Raw genomic sequence first — 22262 nt, 5'->3', positions numbered from 1 at the left:
TTCTTCAGAGATAATCGATGACCGTCAGCACCCCACTCTCCGGAGTCAATCAACCCTTCAAGGGGATTTTGCTGATTGTCGTGGCAACCTTCCTGTTTTCCAGCCATGACGCGCTGTCGAAGTACCTCTCGGGCTTCTATCCGATCGTGATGGTGGTGTGGGCGCGGTATGTGGTGCACACGTTGTTGATGGCGGGGATTTTCCTGCCGCAGTCCGGTCTGCGCGTCCTGCGCACAAAAAAGCCTTTGTGGCAGTTGCTCCGCGCACTTTGCCTGCTGGGCACCAGCCTGTTTTTCACCACGGCGCTGTTGTACATCCCGCTGGCAGAGGCCACGGCGGTGAACTTCCTGGCGCCGGTCTTGGTGACGGCGCTGTCGGTACCGTTGCTCAAGGAGCGGGTCACGCGGGGGCAGTGGATTGCGGTGATTTGCGGCTTTGTCGGCGTGCTGATTATTGTCCACCCCGGCGGTGAACTGTTTACGCCGGCCGTGTTGCTGCCGTTCTGCTCGGCACTTTTTTTCTGCTTCTATCAATTGCTGACGCGCAAGCTCGCAGCCATCGACAGCCCGACCACCAGCAACTTCTTTGCCGGGTTGTGCAACACGTTGGTGATGAGCGCGCTGGTGCCGTTCTTCTGGCAGGTGCCGACCTTGACTCACGCCGGGCTGATGCTGGCGCTGGGCACTTGCGGGATGACCGCGCATTTGTTTCTGACTCAGGCGTTCCGCCACGCTGCGCCGGCATTGTTGGCGCCGTTCGGTTATTGCCAGATTGTGTTTGCGGGATTGTTGGGCTGGCTGCTGTTCAATCACACGCCGAGTCTGTTGACGGTGATCGGCATTGCGGTGATCTGTTGCAGCGGCCTGGCGGCGGCGTGGCAGCAGAGCCGCCGCTGAAGCACCGCAACCCCCTGTAGGAGTGAGCCTGCTCGCGATGGCGGTCGGTCAGTCGATGACAATGTTGACTGATAAAAAGCCATCGCGAACAGGTTCACTCCTACAGGAGAGGCTGGTGTAGGCAAGGTTACTCGGCGACGGTTGGAATCTTGCGCGGCGCCATGAAGTACATCCAGGTCAGTGCGAGGAAGTACATCGCCGGAATCAGCGTGAACAACACCGTGTAGTTGTTGTTGGTGACCGTCAGGATATGGCCGACGATCTGAGTCATGAACATCCCGCCGATCGCTGCGCACATGCCGCCGAAACCAAATACCGTGCTCATCATGTGCTTGGGCGTGTAGTCCATCACCAGGCTCCAGATGTTCGCCGTCCATGCCTGATGCGCACCGATCGCCAGCGAGATGGCAGCCACTGCGACCCACAGATTGGCGGAACCTGCGGCCATGACCACGCCGATGATGCAGCAGGCAAACAGGAACATTGACAGCAGACGTGCCTTGATCGAGTTCATCCCGCGACCGATCAGGAACGACGACAGAATGCCGCCGCCCACGCTGCCGAAATCGGCGGTGACGTAGATGATGATCAGCGGGATGCCCATCTGGGTCACGTTGATGCCCAGGTTGTATTGCTGATTAAGGAACGGCGGCAGCCAGTACAGGTAGAACCAGAACACCGGCGCGGTCAGCGAGTAGGCGAGGGCGAAGGCCCAGGTACCGCGCATACGGAGGATTTTCGAGAAGGGTACGCGGGCTTGCTCCGGTTCGACCTCTTGCTGGATGTAATCCAGTTCCGATTGTTTGACGCTCGGATGATCTTCCGGGTTGAAGTACTTCAGTCCCCAGAACAACAGCCAGATGCCGCCCAGCGCCGACATGCACAGGAACGCGGCCTGCCAGCCCCACACATGCAGTACCAGAGGCAACAGCATCGGCGTGAACATCGCGCCGACGTTGGTCCCGGCGTTGAAGATGCCGGTGGCGACCGCACGTTCGCCGGCCGGGAACCACAGGCGCGTGGTTTTCACACAGGCCGGGTAGTTCGCCGCTTCGGTCAGGCCGAGGATAAAGCGGCAGACCATGAAGCCGACCGCCGAGGTCGCCAGACCGTGAGCGCCGGTCGCCAGGCTCCACAACAAGACTGCGCAGAAGAACACGCGTTTGACGCCGACCCGGTCGATCAACCGCCCTTGCAGCACGAAACCGATGGCGTATCCGACCTGAAACCAGAAATTGATGTTGGCGTAATCCATCGCCGTCCAGCTCATTTCCTTGGCGAGGATGGGCTGCATGACGCCGAGCGCGGCGCGGTCGATGTAGTTCAGAGTGGTGGCGAAAAACACCAGCGCCAGCATCCCCCATCGGGTTTTGCCGACCGCCATGGCGCCGCGGATCTTGTCGCCGATGCCACCCGTGGCAGTGCTCATGGCCGGAGCCATGCGGGAAGTCTGTGAAGGAATCATGTGTTCCACCCGTTTTTGGATTTTTTATTTGGTGTGCTTTTTTCTTGCACGCTGCGACCGGTGGTTCAGATCCGGACTCAATGTGCGGTCGATGTTGGGCAGTGGACAAAAAATCGTCAATTCGCCAAACCGCCATTGTGTTCGATAATCGCACGCAAAACTAACCGGGTAGTACACTTTAAATTGCTGCGCGAAGGGATGCAGCCAATAATTTCCCCCACGACAAAAACGATCCCCCGCCACACAGCGGCGTAGACCGGGAGTTGAAACATGCAGCGTTCCATTGCCACCGTTTCCTTGAGCGGCACCCTGCCGGAAAAGCTCGAAGCCATTGCCGCCGCCGGGTTCGACGGGGTGGAGATTTTCGAAAACGACCTCCTGTACTACGACGGCAGTCCGCGTGAAATTAAACAGATGTGCGCCGACCTCGGGATCGCCATCACTCTGTTTCAGCCATTCCGCGATTTCGAAGGCTGCCGCCGTGATCGTCTGGCGCGCAACCTTGAACGGGCCGAACGCAAGTTCGATCTGATGCAGGAACTTGGCACCGACCTCGTGCTGGTGTGCAGTAATGCGTCGGCCGACAGCGTTGGCGATCAGCAAATACTCGTCGATGATCTGCGTTTGCTGGCCGAACACGCGAGCGCCCGTGGCTTGCGTATTGGTTACGAAGCACTGGCCTGGGGTCGGCACGTGAACACTTATCAACAGGTCTGGGACATCGTGCGCCAAGCCGATCACCCAAGCCTTGGCGTGCTGCTCGACAGCTTTCATACCCTGTCGTTGAAGGGCGATCCGCGTGCGATTGCCGACATTCCCGGTGACAAGATTTTCTTCGTGCAAATGGCCGACGCACCGATTCTGGCCATGGACGTGCTGGAGTGGAGCCGGCATTTCCGCTGTTTCCCGGGGCAGGGCGAATTCGATCTGCCGGGGTTTCTCGCGCCGATCATCCAGAGTGGTTACACCGGGCCGCTGTCGCTGGAAATCTTCAACGACGGTTTCCGCGCCGCACCGCCACGGGCCAACGCTGCCGACGGCTTGCGCTCGCTGTTGTACCTGGAGGAGAAAACCCGGCAACGCCTGGAGCAGGAAGCAACGCCTGTCGCCAACCGCGAAATCCTCTTTGAAACACCGAAGGCCAGCGAATACAACGGCATCGAGTTTCTCGAGTTCGCCGTCGATGAAAGCCTCGGCGCCAAACTGTCGAATTGGCTGGAGCGCCTCGGTTTCGTCAAGGCCGGGCAGCACCGCTCCAAGAGTGTGAGCCTGCTGCGCCAGGGCGATATCAACCTGATCCTCAACTCCGAGCCGTATTCGTTTGCACACAGCTTTTTTGAAGCCCATGGCCCATCGCTGTGCGCGACTGCCGTACGGGTCAACGATAGCGCCAGCGCACTGGCGCGTGCCGTGGCTTATAAAGGCCAACCCTATCGCGGACTGGTCGGCCCCAATGAACTGGAGCTAGCGGCCGTACGTGCGCCGGATGGCAGCCTGATTTATCTGGTGGATGAAGAGGCCGATGTCTACGGCACCGATTTCAATCTGCTCTCAGGCGCGGTAGCCCGTGGTGGTCTCAAGCGCATCGACCACATGGCCATGGCGCTGCCGGCGGACAGCCTCGACAGTTGGGTGTTGTTCTACAAGAGCCTGCTCGATTTCGAGGCCGACGACGAAGTGGTGCTGCCCGACCCGTACGGTCTAGTGAAAAGCCGAGCTTTGCGCAGCCGCGACAGCTCGATCCGCTTGCCGCTGAACATCTCCGAGAACCGCAATACTGCGATTTCTCACGCACTGTCGAGTTATCGCGGCTCCGGAGTGCATCACATTGCCTTCGATTGTGAAGACATCTTCGCCGAGGTCAGGCGCGCCAAAGAGGCTGGCGTGCCGCTGCTGGATATCCCGCTGAACTATTACGACGATTTGGCGGCACGCTTCGATTTCGATGACGAATTCCTCAGCGAATTGGCGTATTACAACGTGCTCTATGACCGTGATGCCCAGGGCGGCGAGCTGTTTCATGTGTACACCGAGCCGTTCGAAGGACGCTTCTTCTTCGAGATCATCCAGCGCAAAAACGGTTATGCCGGTTACGGCGCGGCGAACGTCGCGGTACGTCTGGCGGCGATGGCTAAATCTCGCAGTGGCGCGGTACGCCAGGCGAAGTTGTAGGAAATTCGTAAACGCGGGATTAAACACGGGCCGCGCAGCTTCCTTCACTGTGCTGCGCGGCCCATAATCGCCAGCCTGTGCAGTGATGGCCGTGAGCCCGCAATGACAATGACATCAGAACTCCCCGCAGCCCCCGTCGTACCCGCCGTAGAGCCGCGCAAGAGTCGCAAGAACAATCCGGAAAAGACCCGCGAGAACATCCTGCAGGAGGCGATCGTCGAGTTCGTCCAGCAAGGATTGTCGGGCGCCCGCGTCGACGCGATCGCCGAACGCATCCACACCTCCAAGCGCATGATCTATTACTACTTCGGCAGCAAGGAGCAGTTGTACGTCGAAGTGCTGGAGAAGCTTTACGGCGACATTCGCACCACGGAAAACCGTCTGCACCTGGCTGAGCTGCCGCCGGTGGTGGCGATTCGGCGACTGGTGGAGTTCACCTTCGATCATCACGACCGTAACGTCGATTTCGTGCGGATCGTCTGCATCGAGAACATCCACAATGCCGAATTCGTGAAGCGTTCCGATGCGATCAAGGCGATGAACAACACCATCCTCGATTCACTCGGCGAGATCCTCCGTCGGGGCGCCGAGGAGGGCGTTTTCCGCAGTGGGCTCGATGCGCTTGATGTGCATCTGCTGATCAGCTCGTTCTGCTTCTATCGTGTGTCGAACCGCCACACGTTCAGTGAGATTTTTCAGATCGATCTGCCGGACGAAAGCATCAAGCAGCGCCACCGCGAGATGATTTGCGAGTCGGTGTTGCGGTATCTGCAAGCCTGACGCCACCCCTTGTGGGAGCGAGCAAGCCCGCTGCCACAAGGGAATGAGTTCAGCCCTTCATGCTTTGAAAATGCGCCAGCATCCGCTGCGCATCCGGCACCACGCCGCTGAACAATTCAAACGCCTTCACCGCCTGAAACACCGCCATGTTGCCACCATCCAATGTGCGGCAACCCAATGCGCGGGCATTGCGCAGCAGTTCGGTTTCCAGCGGGAAGTACACGATCTCCGCCACCCACAATGCCTTGCGCAGCAACTCGACCGGCACCGGCATGCCCGGCAGTTTGGCCATGCCCATCGGCGTAGTGTTCACCAGGCCGTCGGCCTGATTCATTGCACTCGGCAAATCATGCCCGGCCACTGCGCGACCAAAACCGAAATGTTGATTGAGATTGTTCGCCAGGCTTTCGGCGCGATCCGTGTCGACGTCGAAAATACTCAGTTGCTGTACGCCTTCGCTCAACAGCGCGTGGGCCACAGCCGCACCGGCACCGCCAGCGCCCATCTGGACCACGCGCTCACGGGCAACGTCATTCAAGCCACGGCGAAAGCCCTCTGCAAAACCCAGGCAGTCGGTATTGTGGCCGACACGTTTTCCATCCTTCAGCACCACGGTATTGACCGCGCCGATGCCACGGGCTTCGGGCGACAGTTCGTCGAGCAGCGGGATGATCGCCTGTTTGCATGGGAAGGTGATGTTCAGGCCGGTGTAGTTCATTCGCTCGGCCGCCAGCAGCAAGTCGGGCAGGGCGGTGATGTCCATGCGCAGTTGATCGAGGTCGATCAGGCGATACAGGTAACGCATACCCTGCGCATCGCCCTCATGTTCATGCAGCGAGGGTGTGCGCGAGGCTTGAATGCCGGCGCCGATCAGTCCGGCCAGTATTACCGGTTTGCGGCTCATGCTGCGCGCCCCTTCAGCCGTTGGCTGAAATGTTCCAGGGCCAGGCGATAGCCATGACTGCCGAAGCCGCACATCACTGCAATGGCGATGGCCGAGACGAACGAATGATGCCGGAACGGCTCACGCGCATGGACGTTGGACAGATGTACTTCGATCACCGGCAACTCACTGGCAACCAACGCGTCGCGGATCGCCACCGAGGTGTGTGTCCACGCCGCCGGATTGATCACGATCCCGGCACAACGCCCGCGTGCGGCGTGAATCCAGTCGAGCAGCTCGCCTTCGTGATTGGTTTGGCGAAACTCCACGGCCAGACCGAATTCTTCGGCAGCGCGGCCGCACAAAGCCGAGATGTCAGCCAGGGTTTCGTGACCGTAAGTCGCCGGTTCACGGGTGCCGAGCAAATTCAGGTTCGGGCCGTTGAGCACCAGAACGATAGGGGGCATGAGGGGTAACTCCACTTATTGTTTTTGGCTTGGGCCGAGGGTTTCAGCCTGTGGAGGTAAAATGTACTAGATGGTTACATCGGTCAATTGAACGAAGATTACCTCGGCGTGTTCTGTTCGGTGATCGCACAAGCAATTTTCAGATTGTTTTTTGATCAAGATGTAACGACAGCTTTGCTTACGTTTTTTGCTGAAGATTGGACAACTTCTCGCCTGCTCCGACGCTAGCCTCAAAGTGGTGAGGCGAAACCTATGCTCGTTCACCAGTCGTCGGATTTGAAAGGAATATCAAATCCTGAAAGTTATTAACCTAACGGATGGGTTAGCATGAAGGTGTGCAGCTACAAAGGATTGTCGATTGTCATCATGCTGCGAGATGAGCATTGCCCGCCGCACGTTCATGTGAACGCGGGTAGTTGGAGTGCCCGGTTACAGTTCAGTTTCTGGCACAACGATATTGAGCTTTGGGATGTCGTTCCGCTCTCTCGTCGGCCACCGTTGGCCGTGCTGGAAGGCTTGTGTCGATCCCTTGAACAGCCCGCTCATCTACGACGGGCACGGGGGATCTGGTGGTCAAGATTGCAAACAGTCTGTCTCGACAATCAGTTGTGGGATAGCCAATCAAACGAAGTGTTGACGATGCGACTTGTCACCGACACGACGTACAGAGTGGGTTCAGCGCGTTATGAGCCAGAAGAGGACAAGACCCTTCTGACGTTGATAGGCGCATTGGAGGGAGTCGAAATCGAATTATGACAATCATCAAGGCAAAGCCGTCCGCACGTCTGCCGCTGACGGAGGAAATGATCGATACCGCCATCCAGCGCGGGGAAGCACGACGAGCGAACAGTTTGCAGGTTGTCTCTGTAACCTTTGAAAATCCGTCCCTGGTCATCCGTTTTGAAGACGGTAGCGGCGTATTGCTACCGGTGGATCGCTATGCGGAGTTCGACGGATTCGATGCACAGGATTATGAGAACCTGAGAGTTGATTTCGCCGGTACTGCGCTATGCCACGAAGGCAAGGATCTCGACGTTTCCATTGCCGGAATGATTTCGGCGAATCCATCATTGATGTTGATGGCCGCCTCGGTAGTGGCTTCGCGCAATGGTCGTCAGAGCAGTGCTGCAAAGTCTGCCGCCGCACGGGCGAATGGCAAAAAGGGTGGGCGCCCACGCAAAGCCGATCCCGTGTTGTAAGCACCCACAAAAAAGCCGTCAATCACGACGGCTTTTTCGTCTACGGCCTCTGCACTCAGCGTCGGGTCAGCAACACACCCGATTCCATGTGATGCGTCCACGGGAACTGATCGAACAATGCGCAACGGGTGATGCGGTGCGTATCGTGCAATTGGGCGATGTTGGCCGCCAGGGTTTCCGGGTTGCAGGAGATGTACAGGATGTTGTCGAAGCGCCGGGTCAGCTCGCAGGTGTCCGGGTCCATGCCGGCGCGCGGCGGGTCGACGAACACGCTGCCGAACTCGTAGCTCTTCAGGTCGATGCCGTGCAGGCGACGGAACGGACGCACTTCGTTGAGCGCTTCGGTCAGCTCTTCGGCGGACAAACGCACCAGCGTGACGTTATCCACAGCGTTTTCGCTGAGGTTGCTCAATGCGGCATTAACCGAGGTCTTGCTGATCTCGGTGGCCAGCACTTTGCGCACGCGGGTGGCGAGCGGCAGGGTGAAGTTGCCGTTGCCGCAGTACAGCTCCAGCAGATCGTCAGGGCGATCGCCCAGTGCTTCGTAAGCCCAGTTCAACATCTTCTGGTTCACGGTGCCGTTGGGCTGGGTGAACGCGCCTTCCGGCTGGCGGTAGCTGAAGGTGCGACCGCCGACTTCGAGCTTCTCGACCACGTAATCAAGGCCGAGCACTTCGCGTTTGCCCTTCGAGCGCCCGATGATGCTGACGCCGAGATCCGCCGCAAGCTTCGTCGCCGCTGCATGCCAGTGCTCGTCCAGCGGGCGGTGATAGCACAGGGTGATCATCGCATCGCCGGCCAGCGTGGTCAGAAACTCGACCTGAAACAGCTTGTGGCTAAGCGCCGAACTGGCTTGCCACGCTGCCTTGAGCTGCGGCATCAGTTGATTGATGCGCAGGCTGGCAATCGGAAATTCTTCGATGAGGATCGGCGTGCGTTTGTCGTCCTGCGAGAACATCGCGTAATGCCGCTCGCCGGCCTCGCGCCACAGGCGGAATTCGGCACGCAGACGGAAGTTCTGCAGCGGCGAGTCGAACACGGTCGGCTCTGGCGCATCGAACGGGGCCAGCAGGTCACGCAAACGCGTGACCTTGTCTTCTAGCTGTGCGGCGTAGGCCTGGGAATCGAAAGTCATGCGTTGAACCAACCCAACTTGATCACAAACAGAATCGACAGGATCACCAGCGCCGGGTTCAGCTCACGGGCGCGGCCCGACAGCAACTTGATCACGGTCCAGGAGATGAAACCGAACGCGATGCCGTTGGCGATCGAATACGTGAACGGCATGGCCAGCGCGGTGACCACGACCGGTGCGGCGACGGTGATGTCGTCCCATTCTATTTCTGCCAGGCCCGACATCATCAATACAGCGACGAACAGCAACGCCGGTGCGGTGGCGAAAGCCGGAACGCTGGCCGCCAGTGGCGAGAAGAACAACGCCAGCAGGAACAGAATCGCCACGACAACAGCGGTCAGCCCGGTACGGCCGCCAGCACTCACGCCGGCAGCGGATTCGATGTAGCTGGTGGTGGTCGAGGTGCCCAGCAGCGAACCGGCCATGGCGGCCGTGCTGTCGGCGATCAGGGCGCGCCCCATTTTCGGCATGTGGCCATCTTTGCCCATCAGGCCGGCGCGCTTGGCAACGCCGATCAGGGTGCCGGAGTTGTCGAACAGGTCGACGAACAGGAAAGCGAAGATCACGCTGACCAGACCGATGTCCAGCGCGCCTTTGATGTCCAGTTGCAGGAATGTCGGGGCCAGCGAAGGTGGCATCGAGGTCACGCCATTGAACGGCGTAAAGCCGAAGGCGATGGACGTGATCGTCACCGCCAGAATGCCGATCAGCACTGCACCGCGCACTTTCAGCGCTTCGAGGGCGACGATCAGGGCGAAACCGAGGGTGGCGAGGATCGGTGCCGGCGCTTTCAGGTCACCGAGGCCGACCATGGTCGCCGGGTTGCTCACCACGATGTCGGCGTTGTGCAGGGCGATCAGCGCCAGGAACAGGCCGATACCGGCGGCAATCGCCGAGCGCAGCGGCAACGGGATGCTGTTGATGATCCATTCACGGATGCGGAAGATCGACAGCAGGAAGAAGCATACGGCCGAGATGAACACCGCGCCCAGCGCCACTTGCCAGGTGTGGCCCATGTGCAGCACGACGGTATAAGTGAAGAAGGCGTTCAGGCCCATGCCCGGAGCGAGGGCGATCGGGTAGTTGGCGATCAGGCCCATGACCGTGGAGCCGATGGCGGCTGCCAGACAGGTGGCGACGAACACCGCGCCCTTGTCCATGCCGGTCTCGCCGAGAATGCTCGGGTTGACGAACAGAATGTAGGCCATGGCCAGGAAAGTCGTGATGCCCGCGAGAATCTCGGTGCGCACGTTGGTGTTATGTGCCTTGAGTTGAAACAGCCTTTCCAGCATGTCTGCTCCCCGTGGCGCGCGTGGCGCCGTGAATGTATCGACCTCAACAGCAAAGCACAGACCGTCGCAAGCGCCTGGAAAATTGTGGTGGGCCGGAAAAAGCCGCGCATCATACCAGCAGCGTGAGGAATATGGCGGTTGTTGGTGTCGATCGTCGTCGAAGTTTTGCACTGCGGCCAACTGCGCCATACTGCGCGCAGTTTTTTTCAGGATGGGCAACGCATGAGCAAGCGCTGGATGACGGCTTTCGGATTGATCGCAGGGCTGATGACGGGAGCCTCTGCTGCGTTCGCGGCATCGGCGCCACCATTGACCGAGGTGAAGGTGATCAAGGTGCAATCGTCGGCCTGTGGCCTGGAAGACATTGCTGATAACCAGGCGCAAACCCAGTGCAATCACAGCGGACCGAGCATCAAGGTCTACGTGCTGGAAGTCGGCTATGGCCAGAGCCAGCCGCACGCCACGCTGGACGGCTTCGAAGTGAATGGCACGCGCTCCCCGGTGTGCGCCTTCGATAACGGCAACCTGACCGAATGCACACCCGGCAGCAAAACCGTTGGCTCCCTCTATACCTTCGATATGGCAGGCAAGCAGGAAGGGACTTTCAGCTTCAGCAACACCTCGATCAACGCCCCGCGCAACACCCTGTCGACGCAGCTTTACATCAAGTAACGGCTGCACCCGAACGGTCGCGGGCAAAGCTGACTACGCTTTAAAGATCAACCAGCGGAAATCGCCCATGACCTTTAGAGCCCTGATTACCCTCGCCGAGGGCATCGATGATCTGCAAAGCGTGACCCTGATCGATGTGTTGCGCCGCGCCGGCATCGAAGTGGTGGCGGCGAGTATTGAAGGACGCCGCATGCTGACCTGCGCACGCGGTACTCGCTTGACCGCCGACGGCATGCTGGTCGATGTGCTGGCGCAAACCTTCGACCTGATCGTCCTGCCCGGCGGGGCTGTCGGTTCACAACACCTGGCGGCGCATCAACCTCTGCAGCAACTGCTCAAGGACCAGGCCAGCGCCGGACGCCTGTTCGCCGCCATCGCCGAAGCCCCCGCGCTCGCCCTGCAAACCTTCGGCGTATTGCGCCAGCGGCGCATGACCTGCCTGCCGAGTGCCAGCCATCAACTCTCCGGTTGTACGTTTGTTGATCAACCGGTGGTGGTCGACGGCAACTGCATCACCGCCCAAGGCTCAGGCGCCGCACTGGCGTTTGCGCTGGCGCTGGTGGAGCAACTTGGCGGCAAGGCCTTGCGGGCGAAAGTGGCGGGGGAGTTGCTGGTTTGAAGGGTTCAGGCGTGCGCGGCGATAGGTTCAATCGCCGGTTGCTCCCGATGTTCCGCTTGCCACAGATCGTAGTCGGTTTGAACACCTAACCAAACGCGTGCCTTGCCTATGCCTGCTCGCTCCAGCCGCACGGCCAGATCCGGGCTGATCGGCGCATGCCCATGCAATACACGGGAAAGATGCGGGCGAGCGAAGCCGAGGTGCCGTGCCAGTTCGGTCACGCTGATGCCAAGCTCGGGCAAGACATCCAGCAGCAGTGTTTCACCGGGGTGTGGCGGGTTGTGCATGGGCATGAGCCTGCCTCCTGTCAGTGGTAGTCCAGATAATCGACCAGTTCGATGTCCGAACCGACAAAACGAAAGATAACCCGCCAGTTGCCTGAAACACTGAGCGACCAGTATGTCGACAGCTCCCCCTTCAGTGGATGCAAACGCCAGCCTGGAAGATCAAGATCTGCGGGGAGCGCTGCGCGATCCATGAATTGCAGCATGCGCGCTAACCGTTTTGCGTGATCGGCGCGAATTCCGCGAGTCGAACCTGTTTCATAGAAGCCACGAAGGCCTTTGTGCTGAAAGGATTTGATCATGCCAGCGAGTGTAAGGCGATACATTACACTCGATGCGGTATCTATGTACCGCACCTTTTCGATTAATTTGTGTTGGTGTGCTGTATCGGTAAACGAAAACTAAGCCTTCGCCTCTTCGACCAACTCTGTCATTCGGTCTCGTCTGGCCAGCGTCGGGAACAACTTGATCCACGTTCCCGTCACCACCAGCGTACCGATGCCGCCCATGACCACCGCCGGTACGGTGCCGAACCAGTGAGCGGTGAGGCCGGATTCGAATTCGCCCAACTGGTTCGAGGCGCCGATGAACAAGCCGTTGACCGCGCTGACCCGGCCGCGCATTTCGTCAGGGGTTTCCAGTTGTACGAAGGAGGCGCGGATCACCATGCTGATCATGTCCGCCGCGCCGAGCACCACCAGCACCGCCAGCGAGAACCAGAACGAGGTCGACAGGCCGAAGGCAATCGTTGCGACGCCAAAGATGCCGACTGCGGTGAACATCACCCGGCCGACGTTGCGCTCCACGGCAAACCGCGCCAGAAACAGTGACATTCCCAATGCACCCACTGCCGGTGCCGAACGCAGCAGGCCCAGGCCCCACGGGCCCGTCAGCAGAATGTCTTTGGCGAATACCGGCAGCAGCGCGGTGGCGCCACCGAGCAGCACCGCGAACAGGTCCAGCGAAATCGCGCCGAGGATGTCTGGACGGCTGCGAATGAAGCGGATGCCCGCCAGTAACGAATTTAGCGTGGCTTTGCCTTTGTTCAAAGGTGTCTGACGCGCCGGCAGGTTGAGCATCAGCGAGCAGGCAATCACATAGAGAAGCACCGTCGGGCCATAGACCCAGACGCTGCCGAATGCGTAAAGCAACCCGCCGATGGCTGGCGCCACGATGGTCGCCGATTGTTGTGCCGATTGCGCTGCCGCGACAGCTCGCGGGAACAGCGCAGTGGGCACAATGCTTGGCAGCAGCGCTTGAGTGGTGGGCATTTCAAACGAACGCGCCGCGCCGAGCAGGAAGGCGAGGATGAAGATCATTTCCCGGGTGACGTGATCGGTGGCGCTGCCAATGGCCAGGGCCAGGGCGATCAATGCCTGCAATGACTGACAGATTGCTGCGACTTTGCGTCGGTCGTAGCGGTCGGCGACATGCCCGGTGTGCAGCATGAACAGCACACGCGGGGCGAATTCCACCAAGCCGACCAGACCCAGGTCGAGCACGTTGCCGGTCAGTTGGTAGAGGTTCCAGCCAATCGCCACGGTGAGCATCTGAAATCCGCTGGCGGTGAAGATCCGGGCGAACCAGAACGCAAGGAAGGGGCGATGGTGACGTAACAGCAAAGGCTCTTGGCTGGGCATCTGAAGGCAGGTCTGGCTCGGGGGAGAATCGCGAGGTTATCACCAGTCTGTAACAGGAAGTTGCTATGACAAAAAATTTAGTTAGCCAGACATCGATTTTCCCTGCCTGTGAGATTTCCCTTGTGGTGAGGGGATTTATCCCCGATGGGCCGCGAAGCGGCCCCGATAGCATTCAACTCAGCTCTTTCAGATGAATAACGGGGTCGGATTTGCGACTGCTGCGCAGCCGATCGGGGATGAATTCCCTTGCCACAGGGGACTTCATTCATCTGACAAATGTATTTCAGAGCCTTGCAGCTGCAATGAGGCAACTTGTCACGCGGCAAACGACCACGCGGTTCTTCGTCGCAAATGGGACTACTCTTTCAACGTTGCTTGATCCAGATCAAGACCCCAGAAGGAATTGATCCGGTGGCCCGTTGGCCAGACTCCCTGCGTTGCGATGGTTGTTTAAAAAGAACGAATCAGAATTCGCCGCACTCCATATCCGTGGGGGCAGTGGGTGCAGGCCTCCGGGCCCGCAACCGGTATTACCTGACAGAGGAAGCCATATGTTCGGTTTAGAGGCACTCGATCTCGCCCGAATTCAGTTCGCGTTCACCATCTCGTTCCACATCCTGTTCCCGGCCATCACCATCGGTCTGGCGAGTTACCTTGCGGTACTCGAAGGCCTGTGGCTGAAAACCCTTAATGACACCTACCGTGACCTCTACCACTTCTGGTCGAAGATCTTCGCCGTCAACTTCGGCATGGGCGTGGTGTCCGGGTTGGTCATGGCCTATCAGTTCGGCACCAACTGGAGCCGATTCTCGGACTTCGCCGGTTCTGTCACCGGGCCTTTGCTGACCTATGAAGTGCTCACGGCGTTCTTCCTCGAGGCCGGTTTCCTTGGGGTCATGCTGTTTGGCTGGAACAAGGTCGGGCGCGGCCTGCACTTTTTCTCCACGGTGATGGTGGCCATCGGCACGCTGATTTCGACCTTCTGGATTCTCGCCTCCAACAGCTGGATGCAAACCCCGCAGGGCTTCGAGATCATCAACGGCCAAGTGATTCCGACCGACTGGCTGGCGATCATCTTCAACCCGTCGTTCCCCTATCGTCTGATGCACATGGCGACTGCAGCGTTTGTCGCCACGGCGTTCTTCGTCGGCTCGTCAGCGGCCTGGCACCTGCTGCGCGGCAAGGACAACCCGGCGATCCGCACCATGCTGTCGATGGCGATGTGGATGGCGTTGATTGTCGCGCCGATTCAAGCCGTCATCGGTGACTTCCACGGCCTCAATACCCTCGAGCATCAACCGGCGAAAATCGCCGCGATCGAAGGCCACTGGGAAAACAAGGGCGACGAGGCGACGCCGCTGATCCTGTTCGGCTGGCCGGACATGAAAGAGGAAAGAACCAAATTCGCCGTGGAAATTCCGTATCTCGGCAGCCTGATCCTGACCCACTCACTGGACAAGCAGGTACCGGCGCTCAAGGAGTTTCCGCCAGAAGACAGGCCGAATTCGACCATCGTGTTCTGGTCGTTCCGGATCATGGTCGGCCTCGGTTTCCTGATGATCTTCACCGGTCTGTGGAGTTTGTGGCTGCGTAAACGCGACACCCTCTACACCTCGCGTCCGTTCCTGTACCTGGCGCTGTGGATGGGGCCGTCCGGCCTGATCGCGATTCTTGCCGGCTGGTTCACCACGGAAATCGGTCGTCAGCCGTGGGTGGTCTACGGGTTGATGCGTACAGCGGATGCTTCCTCCAACCACAGTTTCATGCAGATGAGCATCACCCTGATCATGTTTGTAGTGGTGTATTTCGCCCTGTTCGGTGCGGGCCTCGGTTACATGATGCGTCTGGTGCGCAAAGGGCCGAAGATCAGCGAAGGCGCAGAAACGCCGGAAGGTGGCCCGGGCAAAAAACGCACGCCGGCCCGTCCGTTGTCCGCTGCCGACGATTCGGCCGATGCCGACCACGGCGACGACGTCACCCTGACCAAGGAGATTTGACTCATGGGTATTGATCTTCCGCTGATCTGGGCCGTGATCATCATCTTCGGCATCATGATGTACGTGGTCATGGACGGCTTCGACCTGGGAATCGGGATTCTCTTCCCGTTCATCCCGGGCAAGGTTGACCGTGACGTAATGATGAACACCGTCGCCCCGGTCTGGGACGGCAATGAAACGTGGCTGGTACTCGGCGGCGCGGCCTTGTTCGGTGCGTTCCCACTGGCGTATTCGGTGGTGCTGTCGGCGTTGTACCTGCCGCTGATCTTCATGCTGATCGGTTTGATTTTCCGTGGCGTGGCATTCGAGTTCCGCTTCAAGGCCAAGGACGACAAGCGTCACCTGTGGGACAAGGCGTTTATCGGCGGTTCGGTGGCCGCAACGTTCTTCCAGGGCGTGGCCCTAGGTGCGTTCATCGACGGTTTGCCGGTGGTCAATCGGCAGTACGCCGGTGGCTCGCTGGACTGGCTGACTCCGTTCACCCTGTTCTGCGGCGCTGCGCTAGTGGTGGCGTATGCCTTGCTCGGCTGTACCTGGCTGATCATGAAGACCGAAGGCAAGTTGCAAGAGCAGATGCACAATCTGGCGCGGCCCTTGGCCTTTGTGCTGCTGGCGGTGATCGGTGTGGTCAGCCTGTGGACCCCGCTGGCGCACCCGGAAATCGCCACACGCTGGTTCAGCATGCCGAATCTGTTCTGGTTCATGCCGGTGCCGATTCTGGTATTGGTGACGATGTATGGCCTGATTCGCGCCGTCGCGCGCAATGCCAACTACATGCCGTTCCTGTTGACCCTGGTGCTGATTTTCCTCGGCTACAGCGGTCTGGGCATCAGTCTGTGGCCGAACATCGTGCCGCCGTCGATCTCGATCTGGGACGCTGCCGCGCCGCCGCAAAGCCAGGGCTTCATGCTGGTGGGCACGTTATTCATCATTCCGTTCATCCTGGGTTACACCTTCTGGAGCTACTACGTGTTCCGCGGCAAGGTCACCCATGAAGACGGTTATCACTGAACCTGTGGCAGCGGGCTTGCTCCGGGCGGCGTTCCGACGATGACGTCGGCTGCGACGCCCGCTCTGAATGAGGATCGAAACAATGACCGGCAAACATTCCCTGCACGACATTGAAGAAGCCGAAAAAAAACCGCTGTGGCAGCGGCTCGGCTGGTTGGCGTTGATCTGGGCAGGCAGTGTCGGCGTGCTGTTTATCGCCGCCAGCCTGATGCGCATGTTCATGAATGCGGCAGGCTTGACCACTCATTGAATCACCCCGTCCCCGGCGCCTTCGGGTACGGATTTGAAACCCTCCGCATGGAGGGTTTTTTTTGCCCGCAGGTTACTTGCGCGCTTTGAGCACCACGAATTTCGGGGTGGCCGCCACTTGCTCGACGCCCCGGAACAGCCGAGCCAGTTTGCTGTGATAACCCAGATGACGGTTGCCGACGATATACAACGCACCGCCTACCACCAGCGCTTCGCGTGCCTGCTGGAACATGCGCCAGGCCAGGAAATCGCCGACCACTTGCTGTTGATGGAACGGCGGATTGCACAGCACCACGTCCAGCGATTGCGGTTCCTGACCGGCCAGACCATCCCCGGCACGCACAATCACTTCGCGATCACCGAGCGCGGCACGCCAGTTTTCAGCAGCCGATTGCACGGCCATGAATGATTCGTCGACCAGCGTGTACTGCGCATCCGGATTTTGCAGGGCGCTGGCAATCGCCAGTACACCATTGCCGCAGCCCAGGTCGGCGACTCGTGCGCCGCCAAGATTCTTCGGTAAATGCGGGAGAAAGGCGCGGGTGCCGATGTCCAGTCCCTCGCGGCAGAACACATTGGCGTGGTTGAGCAGTTCGATGGCTGGCGTGTCGAGGCGATAGCGGGTCGGGTAGGGCGACACCGCCGCGGCTTTCGCCTCTGGGGTGGCAATCAGCAAGCGGGCTTTTTTCACCGCCAGTGAGGCCTGAACCGGACCGATATAGCGCTCCAGCAGATCGCCAGCGGCGCGCGGTAAATGCTTGATCATCGCCGCCGCAATCACTTCAGCGCCGGGCGCCAACTGCCCTTGCAGCCGAATCAGTTGTTCTTCCAGCAAAGCGAGGGTTTTCGGAACGCGGATCAGTACGCGGTCGAACGGCCCGAGCAACGGCTCGCTGGCCGGGATCCCGCGAATGGCGTCGAATGCCTGGCCATTGCGCAGCAGGTTTTTTTCCAGCCCCTGAAAGCCCAGAAACGAATCGCCGCTGCTGGTGACGTCAACCTTGCCCAGCAAACTGGCGGCCAGCGCACCGAAGCTGTCGTTGAGCACCAATACCCGCGTGTCGGTCGTCGGTTGCTGCGCAGCCAGATGATTGAGCAGGTATTCGTCGGCGGCATCGAAAGCTTGCAGCGGTTCGTTCTGCTGTTCGGGCTGGCGGATCAGGTCGAGTTGGGCAAAGGGCGTATCGAGCAAAGGCATGGGACGGGGACTCAGGGTAATCGACGGGTGTCCCGCAGCCTTGGTGTTGTGCGGCGGAACCGACCGAGTGGACTGCGGCGCGGGGAAATCACGCCATCACTCAGGAAGGCCACAAATGGTACTTTTTTTTTCAGCGAAATACCCGCAGGTTTTCAGGCGTCAACCAAGACATCGGTCAGATGATTCCGGCTCTGGCAGCCGCGATGACGGCGGAAATCTTGTTGCAGACGTTGAGCTTCTCGATCACGTTTTGCACGTGGTAGTTCACGGTGCGTTCGCTCAGGCTGAGGATCTTGGAGATCTCATAGGCCGTCTTTCCGCCGGCGGACAATTGCATGATTTCCAGTTCTCGTGACGAAAGTTTTGGCTGCCGGGGTTTGGCAGGTTGCTTGGGTAAGGTCCGGGCGAACAATTCGCTGAGGTGGCTGGCGGCGTAAAAGATGTAGCCAAAATGCTCATACAACTCCAGGGGGCTGATCGGGCAATGCCTGCGTGCGAGGCTGAGAATGCAGCACAAGCCGCTTTCCTCGTGGTGGAACGATTGCGACCAGCCATGTTGCAGACCCTGTTGCTTCAAGCCTTGCCATAGTTGTGGGGCATTTGAGAATGCCTTTTCATTCCAGACGATGGGGATCATTGAATGATTGCAGTGTGCTATTACGGGATCAATTTGATTGAAGTTGTCTTTTTCATATTTTTGATTCCAGTCTTGAGGGTAGTTGTTGATTTGCAAGGCGTTTAATTGCGTGACCTGCCGGGGCGAAGTAACCGATATCGCACAAAAGTTAAAACCCAGATTTTCGGCAAATCTGAGCAATATCGGATATGCCGAATCTATACCTTTGGCGAAAGTCAGTTGCTTTAACTGCGACTCCTTCCACGTTTCCATTACCAAAGCTCCATGCGATAACTGGGGTGCTTTTTTGGATCCAACCGGATCCGCACGCCAACGAGTGTAGGACCTTCCCTACGCATTGTTTTGATTTTTTTGCACTTGAATGGAGTAAAAACTGAATAACTAGTTCTTAAGTACATATTGTTTTATATGGGGTGTGACATCTTTTACAAAGTTTTACTTATTAGTCATAAATGTCATGGTTTTGTACAGGATTTACAAGCACGAAATACGTGCTGAATGCCATTACAAATCGGTGGTATTTAAGCGCGTGGCTTTGCGGGAAACTGGTGGCAACCGTTGAATGGAGTGCCCTATGACAGCCAGTACAGAGAAGTTCACCCGGCAGACCCTCGTGGCCATACAACCCTTGACCCCCAGTCTGTTCACCTTGCGTACAACCCGCGACGCGGGATTTCGTTTTCGGGCGGGTCAGTTCGCTCGACTCGGCGTGACCAGGGCCGATGGCAGCACCGTGTGGCGTGCCTACTCCATGGTGTCATCTCCCTTCGATGAGTTTCTTGAGTTCTTTTCCATTGTGGTGCCCGGGGGCGAGTTCACCAGTGAGCTGAGTCGGCTTGAGGTTGGCGACTCGCTGCTGGTCGATCGCCAGGCGTTCGGCTATCTGACCCTTGATCGTTTCGTCGACGGTCGCGATTTATGGCTATTGTCCACAGGCACAGGGGTGGCGCCTTTCCTGTCGATCCTGCAGGACTTCGAGGTGTGGGAGAAATTCCAGCGCATCATCCTTGTGTACAGCGTCAGAGAGGCGCGCGAACTTGCCTACCAGACACTGATCGCCGAACTGGCGCAGCGTGATTACCTCGCCGAGCACATTCACAAACTGCAGTTCATTGCCACTGTCACCCGCGAGCAACACCCGGATGCGCTGCATGGCCGAATCACCACGCTGATCGAGAACGGTGAATTGGAGCGTGCTGCAGGCGTTGAGCTGACTGCCGAACACTCGCGGGTCATGTTGTGCGGTAACCCGCAAATGATCGACGACACTCGCGCGCTGTTGAAAAAGCGCCACATGAGCCTCAGCCTGACCCGCAGGCCTGGCCAGGTCGCGGTAGAAAACTACTGGTAAACAAACGGCGCCCACAGGCGCCGTTTTTTATCGTGCGATGGGTTCAGGGCCGGGTGTTCTGGGCCTTGAGCAGATCGCGGATCTCGCCCAGCAATTCTTCTTCTTTGGTTGGCACCGGTGGCAGGGTAGGCGCCACGGCTTCTTCGCGTTTCAAGCGGTTGATGGCTTTGACGCCCATGAAGATCGCGAAAGCGACGATCACAAAATCAAGGATGCTCTGGATGAACTTGCCGTAAGCCAGCATCACCGCAGGGGCATTGCCTTCGGCGGCTTTCAGCGTAATGGCCAGATCGCTGAAGTCGACGCCGCCGATCAGCAGACCGATTGGCGGCATGATCACATCACCGACAAAGGACGAAACGATTTTGCCGAACGCGGCACCGATGATGATACCGACGGCCATGTCGACCACATTGCCTTTGACCGCGAAGGCCTTGAACTCGCTAAGCACGCCCATAGGTTATTTCCTTGTTACAGATGAGTTTTGGTGTACGCAGTGTAAATCAGCAAAACGCGTCCTGCGCGAAACACCTTCTTACAATGCCCGTTTTTATCGACACACTAATCGACGATTAGTTTGCAAAGTGCCACTAATCGCGCGCGAAATACGCCGTAACCTGCTGATCGGAAAGCCAAATTTTTCAATCATGGAGTTACGTTCTTTCTATTTATGTTCGACGGCACAGGCCTCTAGCCTTGGTGGGGCGCACCTGGATGCGCCCAAAAAAACCAGAGGATCCTGATATGAATTCCGCTCTTGGACAGGGGGCTTTTCCCCATCGCCGTACGATTGGCTTACTCACCGCCAGCCTGCTGACCTTCTCCGTGCAGGCCGCTCCCCTGACCCGCGATAACGGTGCAGCAGTTGGCGACAACCAGAACTCGCAAACCGCAGGTGCCAATGGCCCGGTGCTGCTGCAGGATGTGCAACTGATCCAGAAACTGCAGCGTTTCGACCGCGAGCGCATCCCGGAGCGCGTGGTTCACGCCCGTGGCACCGGCGCCCATGGCACTTTCACCGTGACCAATGACCTTGGCGACCTGAGCAAGGCCAAGGTCTTTGCCGCCGGCCAGAGCACGCCTGTATTCGTGCGGTTTTCCGCCGTGGTGCATGGCAACCACTCTCCGGAAACCCTGCGGGACCCGCGTGGTTTCGCCACCAAGTTCTACACCGCCGATGGCAACTGGGACCTGGTCGGCAACAATTTTCCGACCTTCTTTATTCGTGATGCAATCAAGTTCCCGGACATGGTGCATGCGTTCAAACCCGACCCGCGCACTAACCTGGATGACGACTCGCGCCGCTTCGACTTCTTCTCTCACGTACCGGAAGCCACGCGTACGCTGACCGAGTTGTATTCCAATTCGGGAACTCCAGCCAGTTATCGAGAGATGGATGGCAATGGTGTACATGCTTACAAGTTGGTGAATGCCAAAGGCGAAATTCACTATGTGAAGTTTCACTGGAAGAGTTTGCAGGGAATTAACAACTTAACGCCAAAACAAGTCGTCAAGGTTCAAGGGCAAGATTACAGTCACATGACGACGGATTTGGTCACTAATATCAATAAGGGTAACTTCCCGAAATGGGACTTGTACGTTCAAGTGCTGAAGCCACAAGATTTGTCGAAGTTTGATTTCGATCCACTGGATGCGACAAAGATCTGGCCGGGTATTCCGGAACGAAAAGTTGGACAAATGGTATTGAACCGTAATCCGGCAAACGTCTTTCAGGAGACGGAGCAAGTTGCGATGGCACCTTCCAATGTTGTGCCAGGCATCGAGCCTTCGGAAGACCGTCTGTTGCAAGGTCGGGTGTTCTCTTACGCCGATACGCAAATGTATCGCCTGGGCGCCAACGCCCTGCAATTGCCGATCAATGCGCCGAAAGTTGCGGTGAACAATGGCAATCAGGATGGTGCGATGAACGTGGGCGCGAGCAGCTCCGGGGTGAACTATCAGCCGAGCCGTGTACAACCGCGTGAAGAAACGCAAACCGCTCGTTACAGCCAGTCGGCGCTGTCGGGTAGCACTCAGCAAGCGAAGATCCAGCGTGAACAGAACTTCAAGCAGGCCGGTGATCTGTATCGCTCGTTCAGCAAAAAGGAACGCCGCGATCTGATCGACAGCTTCGGTGGCTCGCTGGCCAGCACCGATGACGAGAGCAAGCACATCATCCTGTCCTTCCTTTATAAGGCCGATCCGGAATATGGCACCGGCGTGACCGAGGTGGCCAAGGGTGACCTCAGCCGAGTCAAGGCACTGGCGGCCAAACTGGTCGACTGATTCGAGGCTCATGCGATGCGGGGCCTGAC

The 22262-nt window shown here is 58.4% G+C and carries 23 protein-coding genes; 12 read left to right on the top strand and 11 right to left on the bottom strand.

The features are described from left to right. Positions 1–17: 17 nt before the first annotated feature. Complete coding sequence (locus tag KI231_RS25515) at positions 18–896, top strand: DMT family transporter (RefSeq protein WP_213026648.1); 879 nt, start codon at positions 18–20, stop codon at positions 894–896. A 127-nt stretch (positions 897–1023) separates the two neighbouring features. On the opposite strand, the gene KI231_RS25510 is transcribed toward KI231_RS25515, so the two are convergent. Then, on the bottom strand, positions 1024–2361 hold the full coding sequence (locus KI231_RS25510; protein ID WP_213026647.1) for an MFS transporter: 1338 nt from the start codon (positions 2359–2361) through the stop codon (positions 1024–1026). A 270-nt stretch (positions 2362–2631) separates the two neighbouring features. Here KI231_RS25510 and quiC point away from each other — a divergent pair, with 270 nt between their 5' ends. Both quiC and KI231_RS25500 read left to right on the top strand, forming a co-directional pair. Then, a complete protein-coding gene (gene quiC, locus KI231_RS25505) occupies positions 2632–4533 on the top strand; it encodes a 3-dehydroshikimate dehydratase QuiC (RefSeq protein ID WP_213026646.1) in 1902 nt (633 codons plus the stop codon). Positions 4534–4635: 102 nt separating this feature from the next. Then, positions 4636–5313 (top strand): TetR/AcrR family transcriptional regulator, encoded by a 678-nt coding sequence (locus KI231_RS25500; RefSeq protein WP_213026645.1) that lies wholly within the window; start codon positions 4636–4638, stop codon positions 5311–5313. A 49-nt stretch (positions 5314–5362) separates the two neighbouring features. Here KI231_RS25500 and KI231_RS25495 read toward each other — a convergent pair whose 3' ends face one another. Continuing rightward, the gene (locus KI231_RS25495) at positions 5363–6217 is read right to left on the bottom strand and encodes a shikimate dehydrogenase (protein ID WP_213026644.1); all 855 of its coding nucleotides are present in this window, start codon (positions 6215–6217) and stop codon (positions 5363–5365) included. Then, positions 6214–6663: a type II 3-dehydroquinate dehydratase gene (gene aroQ / locus KI231_RS25490; protein ID WP_103303637.1), complete on the bottom strand. Its 450-nt coding sequence runs from the start codon at positions 6661–6663 to the stop codon at positions 6214–6216. Before aroQ ends, KI231_RS25495 begins: the two co-directional genes overlap by 4 nt. A gap of 327 nt (positions 6664–6990) precedes the next feature. Here aroQ and KI231_RS30120 point away from each other — a divergent pair, with 327 nt between their 5' ends. Continuing rightward, positions 6991–7419, top strand: coding sequence for a DUF4160 domain-containing protein (locus KI231_RS30120; protein WP_249412073.1), 429 nt, complete (start codon positions 6991–6993; stop codon positions 7417–7419). Continuing rightward, positions 7416–7862 (top strand): DUF2442 domain-containing protein, encoded by a 447-nt coding sequence (locus tag KI231_RS25485; RefSeq protein WP_213026643.1) that lies wholly within the window; start codon positions 7416–7418, stop codon positions 7860–7862. Before KI231_RS30120 ends, KI231_RS25485 begins: the two co-directional genes overlap by 4 nt. Before the next feature lie 55 nt (positions 7863–7917). Here the strand turns inward: KI231_RS25485 and trmA are convergent, their stop codons facing one another. Both trmA and KI231_RS25475 read right to left on the bottom strand, forming a co-directional pair. After that, a complete protein-coding gene (trmA, locus tag KI231_RS25480; protein ID WP_103303636.1) occupies positions 7918–8997 on the bottom strand; it encodes a tRNA (uridine(54)-C5)-methyltransferase TrmA in 1080 nt (359 codons plus the stop codon). Continuing rightward, positions 8994–10289 carry an NCS2 family permease gene (locus KI231_RS25475; protein WP_103303635.1) on the bottom strand — a complete coding sequence of 432 codons (1296 nt, stop codon included), beginning with the start codon at positions 10287–10289 and terminating at the stop codon, positions 8994–8996. The genes trmA and KI231_RS25475 overlap by 4 nt, the downstream gene beginning before the upstream one ends. 222 nt (positions 10290–10511) lie before the next feature. On the opposite strand from KI231_RS25475, the gene KI231_RS25470 reads away from it, so the two are divergent. Both KI231_RS25470 and KI231_RS25465 read left to right on the top strand, forming a co-directional pair. After that, positions 10512–10961, top strand: a complete 450-nt coding sequence (locus KI231_RS25470; RefSeq protein ID WP_103303771.1) for a DUF4879 domain-containing protein — start codon at positions 10512–10514, stop codon at positions 10959–10961. Positions 10962–11028: 67 nt separating this feature from the next. After that, positions 11029–11580, top strand: coding sequence for a DJ-1 family glyoxalase III (locus tag KI231_RS25465; protein ID WP_213026642.1), 552 nt, complete (start codon positions 11029–11031; stop codon positions 11578–11580). A 5-nt stretch (positions 11581–11585) separates the two neighbouring features. Here the strand turns inward: KI231_RS25465 and KI231_RS25460 are convergent, their stop codons facing one another. From KI231_RS25460 to KI231_RS25450, 3 genes are all read right to left on the bottom strand, one after another. Continuing rightward, positions 11586–11873, bottom strand: a complete 288-nt coding sequence (locus KI231_RS25460) for a HigA family addiction module antitoxin (protein WP_103303633.1) — start codon at positions 11871–11873, stop codon at positions 11586–11588. A gap of 14 nt (positions 11874–11887) precedes the next feature. Continuing rightward, entirely contained in the window at positions 11888–12166 is a 279-nt protein-coding gene (locus KI231_RS25455) for a type II toxin-antitoxin system RelE/ParE family toxin (protein WP_103303632.1), read from the bottom strand. A gap of 99 nt (positions 12167–12265) precedes the next feature. Then, positions 12266–13504 (bottom strand): MFS transporter, encoded by a 1239-nt coding sequence (locus KI231_RS25450; protein ID WP_213026641.1) that lies wholly within the window; start codon positions 13502–13504, stop codon positions 12266–12268. Positions 13505–14055: 551 nt separating this feature from the next. Between KI231_RS25450 and KI231_RS25445 the strand changes: the two genes are divergently transcribed. From KI231_RS25445 to KI231_RS25435, 3 genes are all read left to right on the top strand, one after another. After that, the gene (locus tag KI231_RS25445) at positions 14056–15501 is read left to right on the top strand and encodes a cytochrome ubiquinol oxidase subunit I (RefSeq protein ID WP_213026640.1); all 1446 of its coding nucleotides are present in this window, start codon (positions 14056–14058) and stop codon (positions 15499–15501) included. Positions 15502–15504: 3 nt separating this feature from the next. Continuing rightward, the gene (gene cydB / locus KI231_RS25440) at positions 15505–16512 is read left to right on the top strand and encodes a cytochrome d ubiquinol oxidase subunit II (RefSeq protein WP_103303629.1); all 1008 of its coding nucleotides are present in this window, start codon (positions 15505–15507) and stop codon (positions 16510–16512) included. 82 nt (positions 16513–16594) lie between these two features. Then, entirely contained in the window at positions 16595–16762 is a 168-nt protein-coding gene (locus tag KI231_RS25435) for a DUF2474 domain-containing protein (protein ID WP_103303628.1), read from the top strand. A gap of 72 nt (positions 16763–16834) precedes the next feature. On the opposite strand, the gene KI231_RS25430 is transcribed toward KI231_RS25435, so the two are convergent. Together KI231_RS25430 and KI231_RS25425 are read right to left on the bottom strand one after the other, a co-directional pair. Then, positions 16835–17959, bottom strand: a complete 1125-nt coding sequence (locus KI231_RS25430; RefSeq protein WP_103303627.1) for a methyltransferase — start codon at positions 17957–17959, stop codon at positions 16835–16837. A gap of 175 nt (positions 17960–18134) precedes the next feature. Next, positions 18135–18848, bottom strand: a complete 714-nt coding sequence (locus tag KI231_RS25425) for an autoinducer binding domain-containing protein (protein WP_213026639.1) — start codon at positions 18846–18848, stop codon at positions 18135–18137. A gap of 322 nt (positions 18849–19170) precedes the next feature. On the opposite strand from KI231_RS25425, the gene KI231_RS25420 reads away from it, so the two are divergent. Next, entirely contained in the window at positions 19171–19947 is a 777-nt protein-coding gene (locus KI231_RS25420) for a ferredoxin--NADP reductase (RefSeq protein WP_103303625.1), read from the top strand. Positions 19948–19990: 43 nt separating this feature from the next. Here KI231_RS25420 and mscL read toward each other — a convergent pair whose 3' ends face one another. Further along, positions 19991–20404: a large-conductance mechanosensitive channel protein MscL gene (gene mscL, locus KI231_RS25415; protein ID WP_103303624.1), complete on the bottom strand. Its 414-nt coding sequence runs from the start codon at positions 20402–20404 to the stop codon at positions 19991–19993. Positions 20405–20691: 287 nt separating this feature from the next. On the opposite strand from mscL, the gene katB reads away from it, so the two are divergent. After that, on the top strand, positions 20692–22233 hold the full coding sequence (gene katB, locus KI231_RS25410) for a catalase KatB (protein WP_213026638.1): 1542 nt from the start codon (positions 20692–20694) through the stop codon (positions 22231–22233). Positions 22234–22262: the final 29 nt, after the last annotated feature.

It is taken from the genome of Pseudomonas sp. Seg1 (assembly GCF_018326005.1).
Lineage (GTDB): Bacteria > Pseudomonadota > Gammaproteobacteria > Pseudomonadales > Pseudomonadaceae > Aquipseudomonas.
This window is presented reverse-complemented; position numbering and strand designations above follow the sequence as displayed.

Coding starts and splice junctions, on each gene's coding strand:
- trmA (WP_103303636.1), bottom strand. CDS start 8,997: ATGACTTTCGATTCCCAGGCCTACGCCGCACAGCTAGAAGACAAGGTC.
- KI231_RS25455 (WP_103303632.1), bottom strand. CDS start 12,166: ATGATCAAATCCTTTCAGCACAAAGGCCTTCGTGGCTTCTATGAAACA.
- aroQ (WP_103303637.1), bottom strand. CDS start 6,663: ATGCCCCCTATCGTTCTGGTGCTCAACGGCCCGAACCTGAATTTGCTC.
- KI231_RS25465 (WP_213026642.1), top strand. CDS start 11,029: ATGACCTTTAGAGCCCTGATTACCCTCGCCGAGGGCATCGATGATCTG.
- KI231_RS25510 (WP_213026647.1), bottom strand. CDS start 2,361: ATGATTCCTTCACAGACTTCCCGCATGGCTCCGGCCATGAGCACTGCC.
- KI231_RS25470 (WP_103303771.1), top strand. CDS start 10,512: ATGAGCAAGCGCTGGATGACGGCTTTCGGATTGATCGCAGGGCTGATG.
- KI231_RS25435 (WP_103303628.1), top strand. CDS start 16,595: ATGACCGGCAAACATTCCCTGCACGACATTGAAGAAGCCGAAAAAAAA.
- mscL (WP_103303624.1), bottom strand. CDS start 20,404: ATGGGCGTGCTTAGCGAGTTCAAGGCCTTCGCGGTCAAAGGCAATGTG.
- KI231_RS30120 (WP_249412073.1), top strand. CDS start 6,991: ATGAAGGTGTGCAGCTACAAAGGATTGTCGATTGTCATCATGCTGCGA.
- KI231_RS25475 (WP_103303635.1), bottom strand. CDS start 10,289: ATGCTGGAAAGGCTGTTTCAACTCAAGGCACATAACACCAACGTGCGC.
- KI231_RS25425 (WP_213026639.1), bottom strand. CDS start 18,848: ATGGAAACGTGGAAGGAGTCGCAGTTAAAGCAACTGACTTTCGCCAAA.
- KI231_RS25445 (WP_213026640.1), top strand. CDS start 14,056: ATGTTCGGTTTAGAGGCACTCGATCTCGCCCGAATTCAGTTCGCGTTC.
- KI231_RS25430 (WP_103303627.1), bottom strand. CDS start 17,959: ATGCCTTTGCTCGATACGCCCTTTGCCCAACTCGACCTGATCCGCCAG.
- quiC (WP_213026646.1), top strand. CDS start 2,632: ATGCAGCGTTCCATTGCCACCGTTTCCTTGAGCGGCACCCTGCCGGAA.
- KI231_RS25485 (WP_213026643.1), top strand. CDS start 7,416: ATGACAATCATCAAGGCAAAGCCGTCCGCACGTCTGCCGCTGACGGAG.
- KI231_RS25450 (WP_213026641.1), bottom strand. CDS start 13,504: ATGCCCAGCCAAGAGCCTTTGCTGTTACGTCACCATCGCCCCTTCCTT.
- KI231_RS25460 (WP_103303633.1), bottom strand. CDS start 11,873: ATGCCCATGCACAACCCGCCACACCCCGGTGAAACACTGCTGCTGGAT.
- cydB (WP_103303629.1), top strand. CDS start 15,505: ATGGGTATTGATCTTCCGCTGATCTGGGCCGTGATCATCATCTTCGGC.
- KI231_RS25495 (WP_213026644.1), bottom strand. CDS start 6,217: ATGAGCCGCAAACCGGTAATACTGGCCGGACTGATCGGCGCCGGCATT.
- KI231_RS25500 (WP_213026645.1), top strand. CDS start 4,636: ATGACAATGACATCAGAACTCCCCGCAGCCCCCGTCGTACCCGCCGTA.
- KI231_RS25420 (WP_103303625.1), top strand. CDS start 19,171: ATGACAGCCAGTACAGAGAAGTTCACCCGGCAGACCCTCGTGGCCATA.
- katB (WP_213026638.1), top strand. CDS start 20,692: ATGAATTCCGCTCTTGGACAGGGGGCTTTTCCCCATCGCCGTACGATT.
- KI231_RS25515 (WP_213026648.1), top strand. CDS start 18: ATGACCGTCAGCACCCCACTCTCCGGAGTCAATCAACCCTTCAAGGGG.